The sequence below is a fragment of the Streptomyces sp. SID9727 genome (assembly GCF_010550605.1).
In the GTDB taxonomy this organism is placed as follows: Bacteria; Actinomycetota; Actinomycetes; order Streptomycetales; family Streptomycetaceae; genus Streptomyces.
Genome location: NZ_JAAGNI010000136.1, coordinates 232,468 through 251,100, shown reverse-complemented (window position 1 = coordinate 251,100; position 18,633 = coordinate 232,468). Strand labels below are relative to the sequence as shown.

12 protein-coding genes are annotated in these 18,633 nt (G+C 73.7%); 9 read left to right on the top strand and 3 right to left on the bottom strand.

What is annotated here, in order from left to right:
- Positions 1-2,527 (bottom strand): sensor histidine kinase (locus G3I41_RS09230; RefSeq protein ID WP_164399722.1); only part of this gene is annotated, 2,527 nt, incomplete at its 3' end.
- 337 nt (positions 2,528-2,864) lie between these two features.
- Here G3I41_RS09230 and G3I41_RS09225 point away from each other — a divergent pair.
- The 7 genes from G3I41_RS09225 to G3I41_RS09195 all read left to right on the top strand — a co-directional run bounded on the left by G3I41_RS09225 (position 2,865) and on the right by G3I41_RS09195 (position 13,533).
- On the top strand, positions 2,865-5,774 hold the full coding sequence (locus G3I41_RS09225; protein WP_164399721.1) for a Na+/H+ antiporter subunit A: 2,910 nt from the start codon (positions 2,865-2,867) through the stop codon (positions 5,772-5,774).
- Positions 5,771-6,385 carry a Na(+)/H(+) antiporter subunit C gene (locus G3I41_RS09220; protein ID WP_164399720.1) on the top strand — a complete coding sequence of 205 codons (615 nt, stop codon included), beginning with the start codon at positions 5,771-5,773 and terminating at the stop codon, positions 6,383-6,385. Before G3I41_RS09225 ends, G3I41_RS09220 begins: the two co-directional genes overlap by 4 nt.
- Positions 6,382-8,037, top strand: coding sequence for a Na+/H+ antiporter subunit D (locus tag G3I41_RS09215; RefSeq protein ID WP_164399719.1), 1,656 nt, complete (start codon positions 6,382-6,384; stop codon positions 8,035-8,037). Before G3I41_RS09220 ends, G3I41_RS09215 begins: the two co-directional genes overlap by 4 nt.
- Positions 8,034-8,678 (top strand): Na+/H+ antiporter subunit E, encoded by a 645-nt coding sequence (locus tag G3I41_RS09210; protein ID WP_164399718.1) that lies wholly within the window; start codon positions 8,034-8,036, stop codon positions 8,676-8,678. Before G3I41_RS09215 ends, G3I41_RS09210 begins: the two co-directional genes overlap by 4 nt.
- Complete coding sequence (locus tag G3I41_RS09205; RefSeq protein WP_164399717.1) at positions 8,675-8,998, top strand: monovalent cation/H+ antiporter complex subunit F; 324 nt, start codon at positions 8,675-8,677, stop codon at positions 8,996-8,998. The genes G3I41_RS09210 and G3I41_RS09205 overlap by 4 nt, the downstream gene beginning before the upstream one ends.
- A complete protein-coding gene (gene mnhG / locus G3I41_RS09200; RefSeq protein ID WP_164399716.1) occupies positions 8,995-9,348 on the top strand; it encodes a monovalent cation/H(+) antiporter subunit G in 354 nt (117 codons plus the stop codon). Before G3I41_RS09205 ends, mnhG begins: the two co-directional genes overlap by 4 nt.
- A gap of 135 nt (positions 9,349-9,483) precedes the next feature.
- Positions 9,484-13,533 carry a bifunctional nitrate reductase/sulfite reductase flavoprotein subunit alpha gene (locus tag G3I41_RS09195; RefSeq protein ID WP_164399715.1) on the top strand — a complete coding sequence of 1,350 codons (4,050 nt, stop codon included), beginning with the start codon at positions 9,484-9,486 and terminating at the stop codon, positions 13,531-13,533.
- 9 nt (positions 13,534-13,542) lie between these two features.
- Here G3I41_RS09195 and G3I41_RS09190 read toward each other — a convergent pair whose 3' ends face one another.
- Entirely contained in the window at positions 13,543-15,453 is a 1,911-nt protein-coding gene (locus G3I41_RS09190; protein ID WP_164399714.1) for an ABC transporter permease, read from the bottom strand.
- A 53-nt stretch (positions 15,454-15,506) separates the two neighbouring features.
- Positions 15,507-16,319, bottom strand: coding sequence for a molybdate ABC transporter substrate-binding protein (gene modA / locus G3I41_RS09185; RefSeq protein WP_164399713.1), 813 nt, complete (start codon positions 16,317-16,319; stop codon positions 15,507-15,509).
- A 277-nt stretch (positions 16,320-16,596) separates the two neighbouring features.
- On the opposite strand from modA, the gene cbiE reads away from it, so the two are divergent.
- Together cbiE and cobM are read left to right on the top strand one after the other, a co-directional pair.
- A complete protein-coding gene (cbiE, locus tag G3I41_RS09180) occupies positions 16,597-17,871 on the top strand; it encodes a precorrin-6y C5,15-methyltransferase (decarboxylating) subunit CbiE (RefSeq protein WP_164399712.1) in 1,275 nt (424 codons plus the stop codon).
- The gene (gene cobM / locus G3I41_RS09175; RefSeq protein ID WP_164399711.1) at positions 17,868-18,617 is read left to right on the top strand and encodes a precorrin-4 C(11)-methyltransferase; all 750 of its coding nucleotides are present in this window, start codon (positions 17,868-17,870) and stop codon (positions 18,615-18,617) included. The genes cbiE and cobM overlap by 4 nt, the downstream gene beginning before the upstream one ends.
- The last annotated feature ends 16 nt before the right edge of the window (positions 18,618-18,633 follow it).

The window sequence follows — 18,633 nt, the reverse complement described above, 5'->3', positions numbered from 1 at the left end:
TCGCCTGACGCACCCGGCGCGGCAACGGCGGCTCCCCGCCTGACCCGGCCGGAAGACCGGATCCCGGCGCGGGCTCCGGAAGCCGCACGGGCTGTGCCGGCTGCACGGGCTGCGCGGGCGGGGAGGGCTGAGCGGCGTGCCCGACGTGTCCGGGGTGCCCCGCGGCCGGTTCCGGCTGCGGGGGCAGGGACACCGGGAAGCCGTCCGCGTCCAGTTCGCCCGTCAGGTACGTGTCCGGGTAGGGCTGCGCCGGCACGCCGTACGGCTCCGAGGGCTCCGGGTACGCCTGGTGCGCGACCGGGTACTGCCCCTGGGCCGTCATATAGGGCTGTTCGCCGTCCGTGTACGCACCCTGGTACGCGGCTTCGTCCTGCCGGGCGCCCCCGTACGTGCCCTCCGGGTGCCCGTACGCGTGCCCGTCCGTACCGGCGTACGGCGCCTCGGGAGCGGGAGCGGGAGCGGGTTCCGGCGCGGGCGCGGACGGCGTGTGCAGGGCGGTGACCCCGGCGAGGGCCCTGCCCCGGCCCCGGCTGGGCAGCGCGTCGGTGTCCCGGAGCGGGGCCGGGGCCTGGGCGGGCTCCTCCGCCTCGGGGGCGGGGACGGCCACCGGACCGGCGTGCGGGCCGGGGACGGTGAGCGAGTCCGGGACCAGCACGACGACGCGGGTGCCGCCGAACGCCGAGTGGCGGAACTCCACCCGCAGCCCGTGCTGGTCGGCGAGGCGCGCGATCACGTAGAGACCGAGGCGGATGTCGTCGGCGTGGGCCAGCACGTCCATCCGGGGCGGCCGGCTCATCAGCTCGTTGGCCGCGACGAGCTGGTCCTCCTCCATGCCGAGCCCGCGGTCCTCGACCTCGATGGCCAGGCCCCGGCTCACCTGGGCGGCCCTGACCTCGACCGGGCTGGGCGGCCGGGAGAAGGTGAGGGCGTTCTCGATCAGCTCCGCCAGTACGTGGGAGACCGGGCCCACGGCCCGAGCGGCGAGCCACGGGGAGCCGTCCATGTCCAGCACCACGCGCTGGTAGTCCTGCACCTCGCCCTGGGCGGAGCGCATGACGTCCAGCAGCGGGACGGGCTTGCGCCAACGCCGGTGCGGGGAGCCGCCCGCGAGGATCACCAGGTTCTCCTCGTACCGCCTCAGGCGGGCGGTGAGGTGGTCGAGGTCGAAGAGGCCGTCCAGCACCTCGGGGTCCTCGTGCGCGCGCTCCAGCTCGTCCAGCTTCTTCAGCTGCTGGCCGATGAGCTGCTGGGTGCGGCGGGCGATGCGCTGGAGCAGCCGCTCGAAGCCGCGGTGCTGGTCGGCCTGGCCGACGGCGGCGCGCAGGGCGCTGGTGCGGGCCAGGTCGAGCGCGTGGCCGAGCTGGGCCAGCTCGTCCTTCGCACCGGGCTCGCCGCCGTCCCCGATCGCCCGGGCCTCGGCCTCGACGTCGATGCGCTCGCCCTTGCCGAGCCGTTCGACCACGTCGGGCAGCGCCTTCTCCAGCTCCTCGGCCCGCTCCTGGAGCCGGCTGATCCGGCGGCGCAGGTTGCGGGAGAGCCGCCAGGTGAACCAGATGACCGCGACGACGGCGGCGAGGCCGACGACCGTGGTCAGCACGACCTTGATCAGGAGGGAGATGACGCTGTCCTTGCCCTCCGAGACCACCACGTCGGTGCGGGCCTCCATCAGCTCGACCAGCTGGGGAGTGAGGTCGTCCATCGCGCCGCGCCAGTCCGCCTCCTTCGCGCCGAGGGCGACGGAGCCGGACGCGTCCGGGGCGGCCGGGCGCAGCACCTGGCCCTCCACCCGGGTCTTGGTCTTCCAGGCGGCGGAGCCGAAGACCTGCTGCCACGCGGCCTTCTCGTCGGCCGGGAGATAGGGGACGACCTTGGTCGTGTACTGGAACGACTGGCCGGCGACGGCCTGCCGGACCTCCTGGAGGTCCGCGGTGCTCAGCCTCCCCTTCGTCCAGCCCCGGGCGAGCAGGGCGTCCGAGCGGGAGATCATCTCCTTGGCCCAGAACAGGTCCACCAACGGCTGCGAGAGCGTGGTGATCCGGCCGTTGTCGACATGGCTGAGAGCCGTGAAGAGCCTCAGGTCGACGGCGATCAGGTCCGTGTAGTAGCGGTACACGGCCTTCTGCTGGTCGTTGTCACCCTCGTCCACGAGAGCCCGCTGGGCCGGGAGTTGGGTGATCGCCGTACGGGCCTCGTCGACCGCGTCACGTACTTCGCCGGGGGCGTCGCCGGTGTCGGTGTCGGACAGCGACTGGAAGCTGGTGATCGCCTTGTCGGTCAGCTTGCGCTGCTTGCGCAGGGCGTCGGTGACCCCTCCGTCGCGGGCCAGCGCCTCGGCGCTGAGCCGCCGCTCCTCCTGGAGGTTGTAATACACGATGTTGGACGGCTGGCCGGCCTTCTGGGCCAACTGCCCTTGAGCCGCTTGCTTCTGGAAGTCGAGCAGAGTCTGACCACTGGTGACGGCCCAGAGGGCGGCCAGGGCTACACCGGGGACGACGGCCAGTACGAGCAGGGCCGTCCGCAGCGCCATTGTGGTCGAGCTGCTCCGCCGTGACGCGCGCGTGCGCAGGGCATGCTCCTTGACGTGGTACCGACCTCACGGCCGGTCAAATCCGTTGAGAACCAGGACGGGTAGATAGTAGTCACAGTGCAAAAATGAAAAGGAAGTGGGCTCACATGTTCAACATCTGTCGAGCACATGATCGCCATAAACCGGTGACGCCCCCTCCGATGTGACGGGCCGCCCGGGGTGCGGCGGGTCGGACAGATGAAGCGGCGCCGGGGATATATCTGTATTTAGTGCCCTTTGTCCGCTCGGTAGCCCCGCAGATCCCGCCGCCCGCCGCCGCACCCCGCAGCCCCGCCGTATGACCGCGCTCATCGTCGCCCACTTCGTCCTCGCGGCCTTCGCGCGCCCGCTGGTGCGACGGCTGGGCGCGCGCGCCTTCCTCGTCCTCGCGCTGCCGCCCGCCGCCACCACGTGCTGGGCGTTCACCCAGTGGGAGACGGCCGCGTCCGGCTCCTCGGTCGACTGGTCCTGGGCCTGGATGCCCGACTACGGCGTCTCCGTGGACCTGCGCCTCGACGCGCTCGCCGAACTCATGGTGCTGCTCGCGTCCGGCGTCGGCACGCTCGTCCTGCTGTACTGCGCCTCCTACTTCAGCGACACGACACCCCGGCTGGCCGGTTTCGCCGGGAACCTGCTCGCGTTCGCGGGCGCGATGCTCGCCCTCGTCCTCAGCGACGACCTGATCTCCCTCTACGTCTTCTGGGAGCTCACCACCGTCTTCTCGTACCTCCTCATCGGGTACGACAGCGAGCAGCGCCACAGCAGACGCTCGGCGCTCCAGGCGCTGACCGTCACCACGCTCGGCGGCCTCGCCATGCTCATCGGCTTCCTGATCGTCGGTCAGGAAGCCGGGACCTACCGCGTGTCCGCGATCATCGCCGACCCGCCCGCAGCGTCCACCGCCGTCCAGGTCGCCGTCCTGCTCATCCTCTGCGGAGCCCTGTCCAAGTCGGCGGTCTGGCCGTTCAGCCTCTGGCTGCCCAACGCCATGGCCGCGCCCACCCCGGTCAGCGCCTATCTGCACGCCGCCGCGATGGTGAAGGCCGGGGTCTACCTGGTCGCCCGGCTCGCCCCCGCCTTCGCCGACGTGCCCGGCTGGCGGCCCGTCGTGATGACCCTCGGCGCCGCGACCATGCTCCTCGGGGGCTGGCGCGCCCTCAGGCTCCACGACCTGAAGATCGTCCTGGCGTACGGCACCGTGAGCCAGCTCGGCTTCCTCACCCTCCTCGCGGGCGTCGGCAACCGCGACGCCGCGCTCGCCGCCGCCGTCATGATCCTCGGCCACGCCCTCTTCAAGGCCCCGCTCTTCCTCGTCACCGGCATCGTGGACCACGCCGCCGGCACCCGTGACCTGCGCAGACTCTCCGGCGTCGGACGCGCCCTGCCCCAGGTGTGCGCCGTCGCCGTGCTCGCCGCCGCCTCCATGGCCGCCCTGCCCCCGCTGCTCGGCTTCGCCGCGAAGGAGTCGGCGTTCGAGGCGCTGCTGCACGGCGACACGGCGGACCGCTGGGCGCTCGGCGTCACGGTCGCGGGCTCGGCGCTCACCGCCGCGTACACCGCCCGGTTCATCTGGGGCGGCTTCCTGCGCAAACCGGGGGTCGCCGACACCCCCGTGCACCGGGTCGGCCCGGCCTTCCTCGCCGCGCCCGCCGCGCTCGCCCTCTGCGGGCTCGTCCTCGGCCCCGGCGTCGGCTGGACCGACCGGCTGCTCAGCGCCTACGCCGACGCCTTCCCGGCCCCCGCCCACCCGTACCACCTCGCGCTCTGGCACGGCTGGGGCACCGCCCTCCTCCTCTCCGCCGCCGCCACCGCGGGCGGCGCGGTCCTCTTCGCCGCGCGCGACCGGGTCTCCCGGCTGTCCCGGCGCGTCGCCTGGCCCACCGCCGACGGCGTCTTCGGCCAGCTGCTCCTGGGCCTGGAACGCCTGTCCCTCCAGGCCACCGGCTTCGTCCAGCGCGGCTCCCTCTCGGTGTACCTCGCGACGACCCTGCTGGTGATGCTCGCCGGGCAGCTCGCCGTACTCATCGCCGACCGCCCCTGGCAGGGCGCCTCCGCGCCCCGGCTCTGGGACGTCCCGCTCCAGGGCGCCGTCGCCGCCCTGACCTGTGCGGCGGCTCTCCTCTGCCTCACCGTCAGGCGCCGCATGAAGGCGGTGGTCCTGGCCGGACTCACCGGCTACGGGACCGCCCTGCTCTTCGTCGTCCAGGGCGGCCCGGACCTGGCGCTCACCCAGTTCTGCGTCGAGACCGTGTCGATGATCGTGTTCGTGCTGGTCCTGCGGCGGATGCCGGTGCACTTCCAGGAGTCCGTGAGCACCTGGCGGCGGGCCGTGCGCATCCCGGTCGCCCTGGCCGCCGCCGCGACCCTCGGCGTGGTGGTCTGGGTCGCCGCCGCCGCGCGCACCGCGTCCCCGGCGGGCGCCGCCATGGTCGAGGAGACCGCCCACCACGGCCTCAAGGACGTCGTCGCCACCATCCTCGTCGACCTCCGCTCCTGGGACACCATGGGGGAGTCCGCCGTACTCGCCGCCGCCGCGATCGGCGTCACCAGCCTCATCTACCTGCACCGGCGCGCCGAGGGGACGGCGGCGCCCACCGAGGTACGGGGCCGCACCGCCTGGTCCGTGACCGCAGAGCCGCTGACCGGCGTCCCCCAGGGAGACGAGGGGGCGCCCGAGCGCGGCTGGCTGGCGGCCGGCGCCACACTGGCGCCCGAGCACCGGTCCGTGGTCTTCGAGGTGGTGACGCGGCTGCTGTTCCACCCGATCCTGGTGCTCTCGGTCTACCTGCTCTTCTGCGCCGAGAACATGCCGGGCGGCGGCTTCGTGGGCGGGCTGGTCGCCGGCCTCGCCCTGATCACCCGCTACCTCGCGGGCGGGCGCTTCGAACTCGCCGAGGCCGCGCCCCTGCAACCCGGCCTCTTCACCGGGCTCGGCCTGTTCGTCTCCACCGGGGTCGCCCTGTTCGGCCTCTCCGACGGAACGGTCCTGCACGCCTGGACGTATCACGGTCACTGGCCGCTCGTCGGCGACTTCGAGTTCGGCACCCCGGTCGTCTTCGACTGCGGGGTCTACCTGCTGGTCCTCGGCGTCGTCCTCGACATCGTGCGGGCCCTCGGCGCCAAGATCGACCGGCAGATCGAGCGCGCCGCCGCCGAGAAGGCCGCCGCCCGCGGAGCCGGACCCGAGCCGGGGGAGGCCACCCCGTGACCGTCAGCGCCTCGCTCCTGGCCACCGCGGCGGTCCTCTGCGCGGTCGGCGGCATCCTCATGCTGACCCGGCCCCTCACCCGCATCCTGCTCGGCGCGGTCATCGCCGGCAACGGCATCAACCTGTTCATCCTGTCCGCCACCGGCACGGCAGGCCGCGAACCGCTGCTGTACGGCGTCGACCTCGGCCGGGTCACCGACCCGCTGCCCCAGGCCATCGCGCTCACCGCGATCGTCATCACCCTGGCCACCACCGCGTTCCTGCTCGCCATGGCCTACCGCGGCCACCAGCTGACCGGCACCGACGAGGTCCACGACGACCTGGAGGACCGCCGCATCGTCCTGCGCGCCGAGGTGCTGGACGAGCGCGACGAACTGCGCGCGCGGTTCCGGGCCGACGGCGACCGCAGCGCCGGGGCGCGCCGCGCCTACCGCGACGAACGCCGCCGTCTCCGGGCCAGGCTGCGCGCCGACCGGGCCCTCCAGGCCAGGGGCCGCGACGCCACCGGAGACCTGTGGCACGACGTCCTCGGCGCGGACCCGGACGACTACGCGAAGAGCGCCGAGGACCCGCAGGGGCCCGGAACCCACAACCCGGGAGGTACCGGATGAACGCCCTCGTCCCACTGCCGGTGCTGCTGCCGCTCTGCGCGACCGGCCTGAGCCTCGCCTTCGGCACCCGGCTCAAGCAGATCCAGCGCTTCGTCAGCGTGGCCGTGCTCACCGCCGTAGTCGGCCTCTCGGTCGCCCTGATGATCGCCGCCGACACCGACGGACCGCTCTCCGTGCACCTCGGGGACTTCGCGCCGCCGCTCGGCATCACCCTGGTCGCCGACCGGCTCTCCGGGCTGATGCTGACGGTCTCCTCCGCCGTGACCCTGTGCGTCCTCGTCTACTCCCTGGGCCAGGGCATGGCGGACCGGGACGAGGAGACACCCGTCGCCGTGTTCCACCCCGCGTACCTGATCCTCGTCGCCGGGGTCTCGTGCACCTTCCTCGCCGGTGACCTGGTCAACCTGTACGTCGGCTTCGAGATCATGCTCGTCGCCAGCTTCGTCCTGCTGACGCTCGGCGGCACCGGTCCGCGCATCCGGGCGGGCTCCACGTACGTGATCATCTCGCTGTTCTCCTCGATGCTCTTCCTGACCGCCATCGCCATGACGTACGCGGCGACCGGCACCGCCAACTTCGCCCAGCTCGCCGAACGGCTGGGCGCGCTCCCGCTGGGCGTGCAGACCCTGATCCAGGCCATGCTGCTGACGGTCTTCGCGATCAAGGCGGCCGTCTTCCCGCTCGCCGCCTGGCTCCCCGACTCCTACCCGACCGCGCCCGCCCCCGTCACCGCCGTCTTCGCCGGACTGCTGACCAAGGTCGGCGTCTACTGCATGCTGCGCACCGAGACCCTGCTCTTCCCCGGCAACCGGCTCGGCGACCTGCTGATGGCGGCGGCCCTCGCCTCGATGGTCGTCGGCATCCTGGGGGCCGTCGCCCAGACCGACCTCAAGCGGCTGCTCTCCTTCACCCTCATCAGCCACATCGGGTACATGGTCTTCGGCATCGGCCTTGCCACCCGGCAGGCGTACGGCGGCGCGATCGTCTACGTCGTCCACCACATCACCGTCCAGACCACGCTGTTCCTCGTCGCCGGGCTGATCGAACGCCGGACCGGCACCACCGAGCTCACCCGGATCGGCGGCATCGCCCGGGCCGCCCCCGCCCTCGCCGTCCTCTTCTTCGTGCCCGCGATGAACCTCGCCGGCATCCCGCCGCTGTCCGGCTTCATCGGCAAGCTGGGCCTCATGCGCGCCGGTGTCGCCGACGGCGGGGTGTGGGCCTGGATCCTCGTCGCCGGCGCGTCCGCGACCAGCCTCCTCACGCTGTACGTGATGGCCAAGGTCTGGAACCTCGCCTTCTGGCGGGCCGCGCCCCCGGGGCAGGCCGCCGCCGGCACGGTCCTGGAGTCGGACGACGACAGCGACGACGACGACGCCGACGAGGGCCCGGACCGGATGGCCGGTACCGGCGACGAGGGCGTCCGCGTCCGCCACCAGCCCGCCGGGCTCGCCGTCGCGGCCACGCTCCACGGCCACGCCGTCACCACCACCAGCGTGCTGCCCCGTCCGATGACCTGGGCGACGGCCGCCGCGGTCGGACTCGGGCTCGCCTTCACCGTGTTCGCCGGTCCGCTCACCTCGTACACCGACCGCGCCGCCGCCGAACTCCTCGCCCGCACGCCGTACACCCGGGAGGTGCTGGGCCCGTGAAACGCCTTGTCACCCTCTCCTTCCGCAACAAGGACCTGCCGCCGTTCAGCGCCGCGTTCGGCGCCCGGCGCCGCAGGGTGCTCGACCTGCCGCTGATCGCCTGGCTCACCGTCATCTGGGTGCTGCTCTGGTCCAGCCTGAACTGGGCGAACCTGCTGACCGGAGCCGTGGTCGCGGTGGTCGTCTGCCTGGCCTTCCCGCTGCCCAAGGTCGACCTGGGGCTGCGGCTGCACCCCTGGGGCATCCTGCGCCTCGCCGGCTACCTGCTGTACGACATGTACACCTCCGGCGTGAAGGTCACCCGGCAGATCCACGGCCGGCAGCCCCGGCAGGCGGCCGTCATCGCCGTACCGCTGCGCTGCCGCTCCGACCTCATGCTCACCGCGACCGCCGTCACCGTGTCGAACGTGCCCGACGGCTCCGTCGTCGAGGTCCGCCGCGCCACCGCCACCGTCTTCCTGCACGTCCTGGACGCGGGCGACCCCGCCGAACTGGAAGCCGCCCGGCGCTCCGTGTGGCGCCTGGAGGAGCTGACCGTACGCGCCTTCGGCACCCGCGACGAGATCGAGCGGGTCGCCGCCCCGCCCCCGCGGACACCGCACACCGGCCGACCGCCGGGAGACCAGGAGGACGGCCGATGAGCGCCCCCCAGACCGTGGACCGGGTGCTGCTCACGGCGGCCGTCGTCCTGATCGTCGTCGCCGGCGCGCTGCTGCTCGCGCGCATCTGGCGCGGCCCCTCGATGCTGGACCGGGCCATCGCGCTCGACGTCTGCGCCGCGCTCATCATCGCCGGGCTCGGCGCCAAGTCGGCGTTCGCGCGCGACCCCTTCTACTTCCCGATCATGCTGGTCCTCGCCTTCCTCGGCTTCACCGGCTCGGTCGGCATCGCGCGTTTCATCGCCGTACGCGACCGGCCGCCGGGGCACCCGGGCGGGCGGCGGAAGGGCGGCTCCTCATGAGCGTGTGGCTCCAGATCCTGGACATGGCGGGCGCGGCGCTGGTGCTGCTCGGCGCCGCGATCTGCCTGCTCGGGGTGTTCGGCATGCTGCGGCTGCCGGACGTCCTCTCGCGCAGCCACGCCGCGACCAAACCGCAGGCACTCGGCATGCTCATCGTGCTCGCGGGCGTCGCGCTGCGGCTGCGCAGCGGCATGGACCTGGCGACGCTGGCGCTGATCGGCTTCTTCCAGATGATGACCGGTCCGGTCGCCGCGCACCTGGTCGCCCGCTCCGCGTACCGGACGGGGCAGGTCGACCACACGGAACTGCTCTTCGACGACCTGGACGAACAGCTCACCGAGGAGACCTGACCGGCCGGTCTTCTCACACCGGCGGCCCGCCCGGTGTGCGACGAGCGTTACCGCCCATGATCGGCCGGTGCCACACCGGCGTAACGGCGCCTTCCTACCGTCGGAGCACGATCCGATTCACGGAAGGTCTCCCCCGTGCCCCCACAGAGCTCGTCGGCCGACGCCACTCAGGTCCGCACGGTCTGCTCGTACTGCGGGGTGGGCTGCGGCATGGTCCTCGACATCGCGGCCGGGCCCGACGGGCGCCGTACGGTCCTCAAGGCGTCGGGCGACAAGGCCCACCCCGCCAACGCCGGGCGGCTCTGCACCAAGGGCGCGACCACCGCCGACATGCTCGCCGCCCCCGGCCGGCTGACCACCGCGCTGATGCGGCCGGAGCGCGGCGCGGAGCCCGTACCGGTGGGTGTGGACGAGGCGGTCGCGTCCACCGCGCGGCGGCTGCGGGCGGTCATCGACACGCACGGACCGGACGCCGTCGCGTTCTACGTGTCCGGGCAGCTGGGCCTGGAGGCGCAGTACCTCGCGAACAAGCTGGCCAAGGGGTTCGTCCGCACCAACCGCGTCGAGTCCAACTCGCGGCTGTGCATGGCGAGCGCGGGCAGCGGCTACAAGCTGTCGCTCGGCGCCGACGGGCCGCCCGGCTCCTACGACGACCTGGACCGCGCGGACGTCTTCCTCGTCATCGGCTCCAACATGGCCGACTGCCACCCGATCCTCTTCCTGCGCCTCCTGGACCGCGTCAAGGCCGGCGCCAAGCTGATCGTCGTGGACCCCCGGCGCACCGCCACCGCCGACAAGGCCGACCTCTTCCTGCGCGTCAACCCCGGCACCGACCTGGCCCTCCTCAACGGCCTCCTGCACCTGCTCCACGCCGACGGGCACACCGACCCCGCGTTCATCGCCGCGCACACCGAGGGCTGGGAGGCGATGCCGGAGTTCCTGGCCGACTACCCGCCCGCCGCCGTCGCGGAGATCACCGGCATCCCGGAGGACGACCTGCGCCTGGCCGCCCGGTGGATCGGCGAGGCGGGGGAGTGGACCAGCTGCTGGACCATGGGGCTCAACCAGTCCACGCACGGCACCTGGAACACCAACGCGCTGATCAACCTCCACCTGGCTACCGGCGCGATCTGCCGCCCCGGCAGCGGCCCGCTCTCGCTCACCGGCCAGCCCAACGCGATGGGCGGGCGCGAGATGGGCTACATGGGCCCCGGACTGCCCGGTCAGCGGTCGCTCCTGGACGACGAGGACCGCGCCTTCACCGAGGAGCTGTGGGGGCTCGCCCCCGGCACGCTCCGCAAGGACGAGTGCGGCCGGGGGACGGTCGAGATGTTCGAGCGGATGGCGGCCGGTGACATCAAGGCGTGCTGGATCATCTGCACCAACCCCGTCGCCTCCGTCGCCAACCGCCGCACCGTCATCGAGGCGCTGGAGGCCGCGGAACTCGTCATCACCCAGGACGTGTTCGCCGACACCGAGACCAACGCCTACGCCGACGTCGTCCTGCCCGGCGCCCTGTGGAGCGAGACGAAGGGCGTACTCGTCAACAGCGAACGCAACCTCACCCTCGCCCGCCCGGCCGTCGAGCCACCCGGCGAAGCCCTCGCGGACTGGCGGATCATCGCCCGTGTCGCCTGCGCGATGGGGTACGAGGAGGCCTTCACGTACGACAGCGCCGAGGAGGTCTTCGAGGAGATCAAGCGCGCCGCCAACCCCCGCACCGGCTACGACCTGCGGGGCGTGACGTACGAACGGCTGCGCACCGCCCCCGTCCAGTGGCCCGCGCCCACCGCCGACGGCCCCGACCGCAACCCCATCCGCTATCTCGCCCCGGACGGCGGCGGACCCGTCTTCCCGACCCCGACCGGACGCGCCCGCTTCTTCGCCCGGCCCCACGTCCCGGCGGCCGAGATGCCGGACGACGACTACCCCTTCCTGCTCAACACCGGCCGGGTCCAGCACCAGTGGCACACCCTCACCAAGACCGGCAGGGTCGCCAAGCTCAACCGGCTCAACCCCGGTCCGTTCGTGGAGGTGCACCCCGACGACGCGGCACGCCTCGGGCTCACGGAGGGCGACCCGGTGGAGGTCGAGTCACGGCGCGGGCGGGCCGTGCTGCCGGCCGTGGTCACCGACCGGGTGGCCCCGGGCTGCTGCTTCGCGCCCTTCCACTGGAACGACCTGTTCGGCGAATACCTCAGCGTCAACGCGGTGACCGGCGACGCCGTGGACCCGGTCTCCCACCAGCCGGAGTTCAAGGTGTGCGCGGTCACGCTGACGAAGGTGGCCGCGCCACCCCTTCCCGTCGCGGACGTGCCCGGAACCGCCGCCGTCTTCGGCCTGGAGACCACCCCGCCCCCCGTCCTCGCCGAGCACGAGCGCCAGTACCTCGTCGGCTTCCTCGCCGGGCTGCCCCTCGGCGCCCCCGGCGTCCCCGTCCTCCCGCCCGGCGCGCCCTTCAGCGCCGAGCACGCGCGCTGGGTCAACGGCGTCCTGGCCGGCATGTACTCGCGCACCGGCACGCCCGCCGACGACCCCGCGCCCGTCCCCGCCGGCGGTCCCGGCCGCGAGGTCGTCGTGCTGTGGGCCTCGCAGACCGGCAACGCCGAGGAGTTCGCCGTCGCCACCGCCGACCGGCTCACCGCCACGGGCCACCGCACCCGGCTCCTCGGCATGGACCAGGCGGACCCGCGCGCCCTGCCGCCCGCCGCCGACCTCCTCCTGATCACCAGCACCTTCGGGGACGGCGACGCGCCCGACAACGGCTCCGGGTTCTGGGAGGCCCTGACGGCCGCGGACCTCCCGCCCCTGGACGGCAGGCGGTACGCCGTACTGGCCTTCGGCGACTCCTCGTACGACGACTTCTGCGGGCACGGGCGGCGGCTCGACCGGCGCCTGGACGAGCTGGGGGCCGTCCGCCTCGCCCCGCGTACCGACTGCGAACCCGACTACGAGCCGTCCGCGCTGAGCTGGCTCGACCAGGTCCTCGCCGGCCTCACCGCCCCGCCGGCCGAACCGGCTCCCGCGCCTCCGCCCGCCCCGGCGCCCGCCCCGGTCCGCACCCCGAAGCCCGCCCCCGTCACCGCCCGGCTGGCCGGCAACCGGCTGCTCGGGCTGCCCGGCTCCGGCAAGGAGGTCCGCCGGTTCACCTTCGACACCAGCGGCACCGGGACCGCCCTCGACTACGCGGCCGGTGACGCGCTCGGCGTCCACGCCCTCAACCACCCGGACCTGGTGGCCGAATGGCTCTCCGTCACCGGCCTCGACGCCGACGCCGGGATCGAGGTCGGCGGCCTCGGCGTACTCCGGCTCGGCGAAGCGCTCCGCACCCACTTGGACATCACCCGCCTCACCCCCGCCCTGCTCGGCTTCGTCACCGAACGCACCGGCGACCGCGACCTGAAGAAAATGCTGAGGCCCGACAACAAGGGCGAGCTGGCCCGCTGGTCCTGGGGCCGCCAGGCCGTCGACGTCCTCGCCGCGTACCCGGTCAAGGCCACCCCCGAGGAGTGGGCCGGCATCCTCAAGCCGCTCCAGCCCCGCCTGTACTCGATATCCTCCAGCCCGCTCACCGACCCCGACCGCCTCGCCCTGACGGTCTCCGTCGTCCGCTACGAGAACACCCACGGCCGCCCGCGCGCCGGGGTCTGCTCGCCTTTCCTCGCGGACGCCGGTCCCGACACCCGCGTCCCGGTCTTCGTCCGCCGCGCCCCGCACTTCCGGCCACCGGCCCGCCCCGACGCACCGATGGTCATGGTCGGTCCCGGGACCGGCGTCGCCCCCTTCATCGGCTTCCTGGAGGAGCGCCGGGCCCGCCGCGACCCCGGCCCCAACTGGCTGTTCTTCGGGGAGCAGCACCGGGCCACCGACTTCTACTACGAGGAGGAGCTGACCTCCTTCCTCGCCGACTCCACCCTCACCCGCCTGGACACCGCCTTCTCGCGCGACCAGCGCGCCAAGGTCTACGTGCAGGACCGGATGCGCGAGCACGGTGCCAAGCTGTGGTCCTGGCTGCGCGACGGCGCCCACTTCTACGTGTGCGGCGACGCGGCCCGGATGGCGAAGGACGTCGACCGGGCGCTGCGCGACATCGCCGTCGCCCACGGCGGGCTCGACCCGGAGGCCGCCGCCCTGTACGTGAAGCAGCTCGCCGCCGACAAGCGGTACGTGCGGGACGTCTACTGAAGAGGTGCCTCAGAGCGCCACGAGCGTCACTTCCGTGGCCTTGACGCTGGTCCACACCGCCACCCCGTCCGCGAGGGACAGCTCGGCGGCGGCCTGCGGGGTGATCTCGGCGACCAGGTCCGGCGCGTGCTCCGAGCCCACCAGCACCCGGAGGCGGCTGCCGCCCGCCGTGATCTCGCGCACCGTCCCCGGCCACACATTGCGCGGGCTCCCGCCCGGCTTCTCCCGGTGGACGGAGACGGCCTCGGGCGCGATGACCGCGAGCGCGGGCGTCCCGGCGGGCAGCGGGTCGGCGACGACGAGCCGGCCGCCGCCCGCCGGTTCCAGCCCGTCGGCGGTGGTCGTCCCCGTCCAGGCGTTGCGGCCCAGCATCCGGGCGACCCAGGGGGAGCGCGGGTGCCGGGTCACCTCGGCGGGCGGGGCGTCCTGGAGCGCACGGCCGTCCTCCAGGACGAGGACCCGGTCGGCCAGCGCGACGGCCTCCACCGGATCGTGGGTGACGATGAGGCAGACGCCGCCGAACCCGTCGAGGTGGCGGCGCAGGGTGTGCCGGACCTGGGACCGGGTGGTCTGGTCGAGTGCGGCGAGCGGTTCGTCGAGGAGCAGGAGGCGGGGGCGGGCGGCCAGCGCACGGGCCAGCGCGACCCGTTGGGCCTGGCCGCCCGAGACCTGCGCGGGTTTCCGGGAGGCGAGGTGCCCGACCCCGAGCCGGTCCAGCCACTCCCGCGCGCTGCGCCGGGCCTCGGCGCGCGGCACGCCCTTCGCGCGCAGCCCGTACGCGGTGTTGGCGAGGGTGCTCAGGTGCGGGAACAGCGCGCCGTCCTGCGGGACCCAGGCGACGCCCCGGCGGTGGGCGGGCAGGGCGGAGACGTCGGCGCCGCCCAGGAGGAGCCGGGCACTCGCGCGCGGCGTGAGGCCGAGCAGGGCGCGCAGCAGGGTCGTCTTGCCGGCGCCATTGGGGCCGACGACGGCGATGGTGGTCCCGGCCTCCGCGTCGAGCGTCAGCTCGTCGAATCCGGTGACCTCGGCGTGCAGTGGCCAGTCCTCCCGTACGGCCTCGGGAGCGTCCTCCGGAGCGACCGCGGTCCCGGGCCCCTCGTCGACGGCCTCCCGCCTCCGCGTACGCGCCTGCGGCGTCCCCGTCCACCGCCCCCGGAGCGCGAGCAGCACCGCCATGGCGATGACGAGCAGCAGCAGGGACACCGAGGTCGCGGCCTCCGGGTCGTCCTGGAGGAGCAGGTAGACCTGGAGGGGCAGGGTCTGCGTGGTGCCGGGAAGGTTGCCCGCGAAGGTGATGGTCGCCCCGAACTCGCCGAGCGCCCGCGCCCAGGTCAGCGCCGCTCCGGCGGCCAGTCCGGGAGCGACCATCGGCAGGGTGACTGTGAAGAACACCCGTACCGGCGAAGCCCCCAGGGAGGCCGCGGTCTCCTCGTAACGGGGGCGCAGCCCGCCGAGCGCGCCCTCCAGGCTGATGACCAGGAACGGCATGGCGACGAAGGTCGCCGCGAGCACCGCGCCGGAGGTGTGGAACGGGAGCGTGATCCCGAACCAGTCCTCCAGCCACGGCCCCAGCAGCCCCCGGCGGCCGAAGCCGAGGAGCAGCGCGACCCCGCCGACCGTGGGCGGCAGCACCATCGGCAGCAGCACCAGTGAGCGGACGAAGACCTTGCCGGGGAAGTCGACCCGGGCCAGCAGCCAGGCCAGCGGCACCCCGAGCGCGAGGGAGAGGACCAGCGCCCAGCCCGAGACGATCAGCGACAGCGTCAGCGCCTGGGTGGTGGGCTCGCTGGTGAGGTGGCCGCCCAGCTCGCTCCACGAGGTGCGGGCGAGGATGCCGGCCAGCGGCAGCAGCAGGAACGCCACGGCCAGCAGCGCGGGGAGCGCCAGCACGATCGGTGCGCGGGGGCGGGGACGGTTCATCGGGAATCCCTGGGACTTGGGGGCCCGGCCCGTGCGCGGGCCCCCCGCCTACGTTACGGCTGCTGGAAGCCCGCGTCGGCCAGGAACTTCTGGGCCTCGTGGCTCGACAGCCACGTCACGAAGGCCTCGGCCGCCGCACTGTGCTTGCTTCCCTTGAGGGTCGCCGCCGGGTACGAGGCGACCGCGTTCTGCTCGTCCGGGATGTCGACCGAGTCGACCTTGCCGGCGGCGGCGGAGACGTCCGTCTTGTAGACGAGCCCGGCGTCCGCCTCGCCCAGCTGGACCTTGCTCAGCACCGCGCGCACGTTGGGCTCCTGCGAGACCGGCTTCACGGTGATCTGCTGGGCGTCCAGGATCTGCTCGCTGTACCGGCCCACCGGCACCTCGGGCGCGGCGAGGACCACCTTCAGTTCGGTGTCGGCCAGGTCCTTGAGGTTCTCGACCTTCTCCGGGTTGCCCTTGCCGGTGGCGATGACGAGACGGTTCTTCGCGATGACCGTGGGCGTGCCGGTGTCCGACTTCAGGCCGTCCATCGTCTTCGTGTCGGCGGTGACCAGCGCGTCGGCGGGGGAGCCCTGCTTCACCTGCGCGGCCAGCTCCTGCGACCCGGCGAAGGAGAACGTCACCTTCGTCCCCGGGTGCTTCTTCTCGTACGCCGCGCCCGCCTCCTCGAACACATCGGTGAGCGAGGACGCGGCGAGGACCGTGAGGTCGGCTGCGGGCGTGCCGGAGGCGGACGCGCTGGAGCCGGCGCCCGCGTCCTTCGTGTCGTCGTCGCTGCCGCACGCGGTGAGCGGCGTGAGCAGGCCCACGGCGACGAGGGCGGCCGCCGCGCGGCGGCGGGTGAGGGCGGGGATGAAGGACATGAGGGTCGGGACTCCTTGGGAACGCGTCGGGCCGATGCCGCCGGGCCGGCGAGCGGACCACCCGGTGGCGGCGAACAGCATGTGCCAAAGAATAGGGGTGATCACATCGCATTTACAGCTTTCCATGGGAAACCACATGGCAGATGCGGCGGCACTTGGAGAAAGGTCCGAGGCGCGTCCGCGCGGGTTTTCCCGCAGGTGGGGCCTGTTCGAGAGCCGCCCCCGACCGGCCAGTAGAGTGCGGGTGCGTCAGCCCCCGAGACCCGAGGTACCGTCCGTGACCCCCGAGCATCCCCGCCCGCCCGCAGTCACCGTGGTCGGGATCGGAGCCGACGGATGGGCCGGGCTCGCCGGACCGGCGCGCGCGGTACTGACGGACGCCCAGGTCCTCATCGGCGCCGACCGGCAACTGGCCCTCCTGCCACCGGAGTGCGCGGGCACCCGCGTGCCCTGGCCCTCGCCCCTGCGCCCCGCCGTCCCCGGCCTGCTCGCCGCCCACGCGGGCCGCCGCATCGCCGTCCTGGCCAGCGGCGACCCCATGTTCTACGGAATCGGCCGGGCCCTCACCGAAGTCCTGGGCGCCGCCCGGCTGCACGTCCTGCCGCACCCCTCGTCCGTCTCCTACGCCTGCGCCCGCCTCGGCTGGCCGCTGGAGGACACCGAGGTCGTCACCCTCGTCGGCCGCCCCGCCGCCCGGCTGGCCGCCGCCCTGCACGAAGGGCGCCGGCTCCTCGTCCTCAGCGCCGACGCCACCACCCCGGCCACCGTCGCCGCACTGCTGCGCGACCACGGCTTCGGGCCCAGCCGCATGCGGGTCCTGGAACAGCTCGGCGGCGAGGGCGAGGCGTGCGCCGAGGGCACGGCGGACACCTGGGACCACCCCGCCGGGGACCCGCTCAACGTCGTCGCGGTGGAGTGCCGGAGCGCGCCGGGGACGCTGCGCCTGGGAGCCGTACCGGGCCTGCCGGACGAGGCGTACGACCACGACGGCCAGCTGTCGAAACGTCACATCCGGGCGGTGACGCTCGGCGTGCTCGCCCCCGCCCCCGGCGAGCTCCTCTGGGACATCGGCGGCGGCTCCGGTTCCATCGCGATCGAGTGGATGCGCGTCCACCCCTCCTGCCGGGCGGTCACCGTCGAACGCGACCCCGTCCGCGCGGCGCGCATCGCGGCCAACGCCGACCGGCTCGGCGTGCCCGGCCTCCGCGTCGTCACCGGCCGCGCGCCCGGCTGCCTGGACCAGCTCCCCGCCCCGGACGCCGTGTTCATCGGCGGTGGCCTCACCGCACCCGGCCTCCTCGACACCTGCCTCGCCGCGCTCCCGCCCGGCGGCCGGCTGGTCGCGAACACGGTCACCCTGGAGTCCGAGGCGCTGCTCGCCGCCCGGCACAAGGCGCACGGCGGCGAACTGGTCCGCCTCGCCGTGGCGCACGCCGTGCCCGTCGGCACGTTCACCGGCTGGCGCCAGGCCATGCCCGTCACCCAGTGGTCCGTACGCAAGCCCACGGACACCGCAACGGCCCCCGCACACCCCTCAGGAGACGACAGATGACCGTGTACTTCATCGGTGCGGGCCCCGGCGCCGCCGACCTGATCACGGTGCGCGGCGCGCGCACGCTCGCCGCCTGCCGGGTGTGCCTGTACGCGGGCAGCCTGGTGCCCCGCGAGCTCCTGGCCGAGTGCCCGGACGACGCCCGCCTGGTGGACACCGCCCAGCTCGACATCGACGCGATCACCGCCGAACTCGTCGCCGCGCACCGGGCCGGCCACGACGTGGCGCGGCTGCACTCCGGCGACCCCTCGGTGTTCAGCGCGGTCAACGAGCAGATGCGGCGCCTGGACGAGGCGGGCGTGCCGTACGAGGTGGTCCCGGGCGTGCCCGCGTTCGCCGCCGCGGCGGCGGCCCTCAAACGTGAGCTGACCGTGCCGACCGTGGGCCAGACCGTCATCCTGACCCGGATCGCCCAGCGGGCCACCGCCATGCCCGAGGGCGAGGACCTGGCGACGCTCGGCCGCAGCGGCGCGCTGATCGTCCTGCACCTCGCGGCCCGCTACGTGGACCGCGTCGTCGAGGAGCTGCTGCCGCACTACGGCGCCGACTGCCCGGCCGCCGTCGTCGCGATGGCCTCACGCCCCGACGAACTCGTCCTGCGCGGCACCCTGGACGACATCGCCGCACAGGTGAAGGCCGCGGGCGTCATCCGTACCGCCGTGATCATGGTCGGGCGCACCCTGGGCGCCGAGCAGTTCCACGACAGCCACCTCTACTCGCCCGCCCGCGACCGCCACACCTGCTGACCGGGACCTGTCCGGC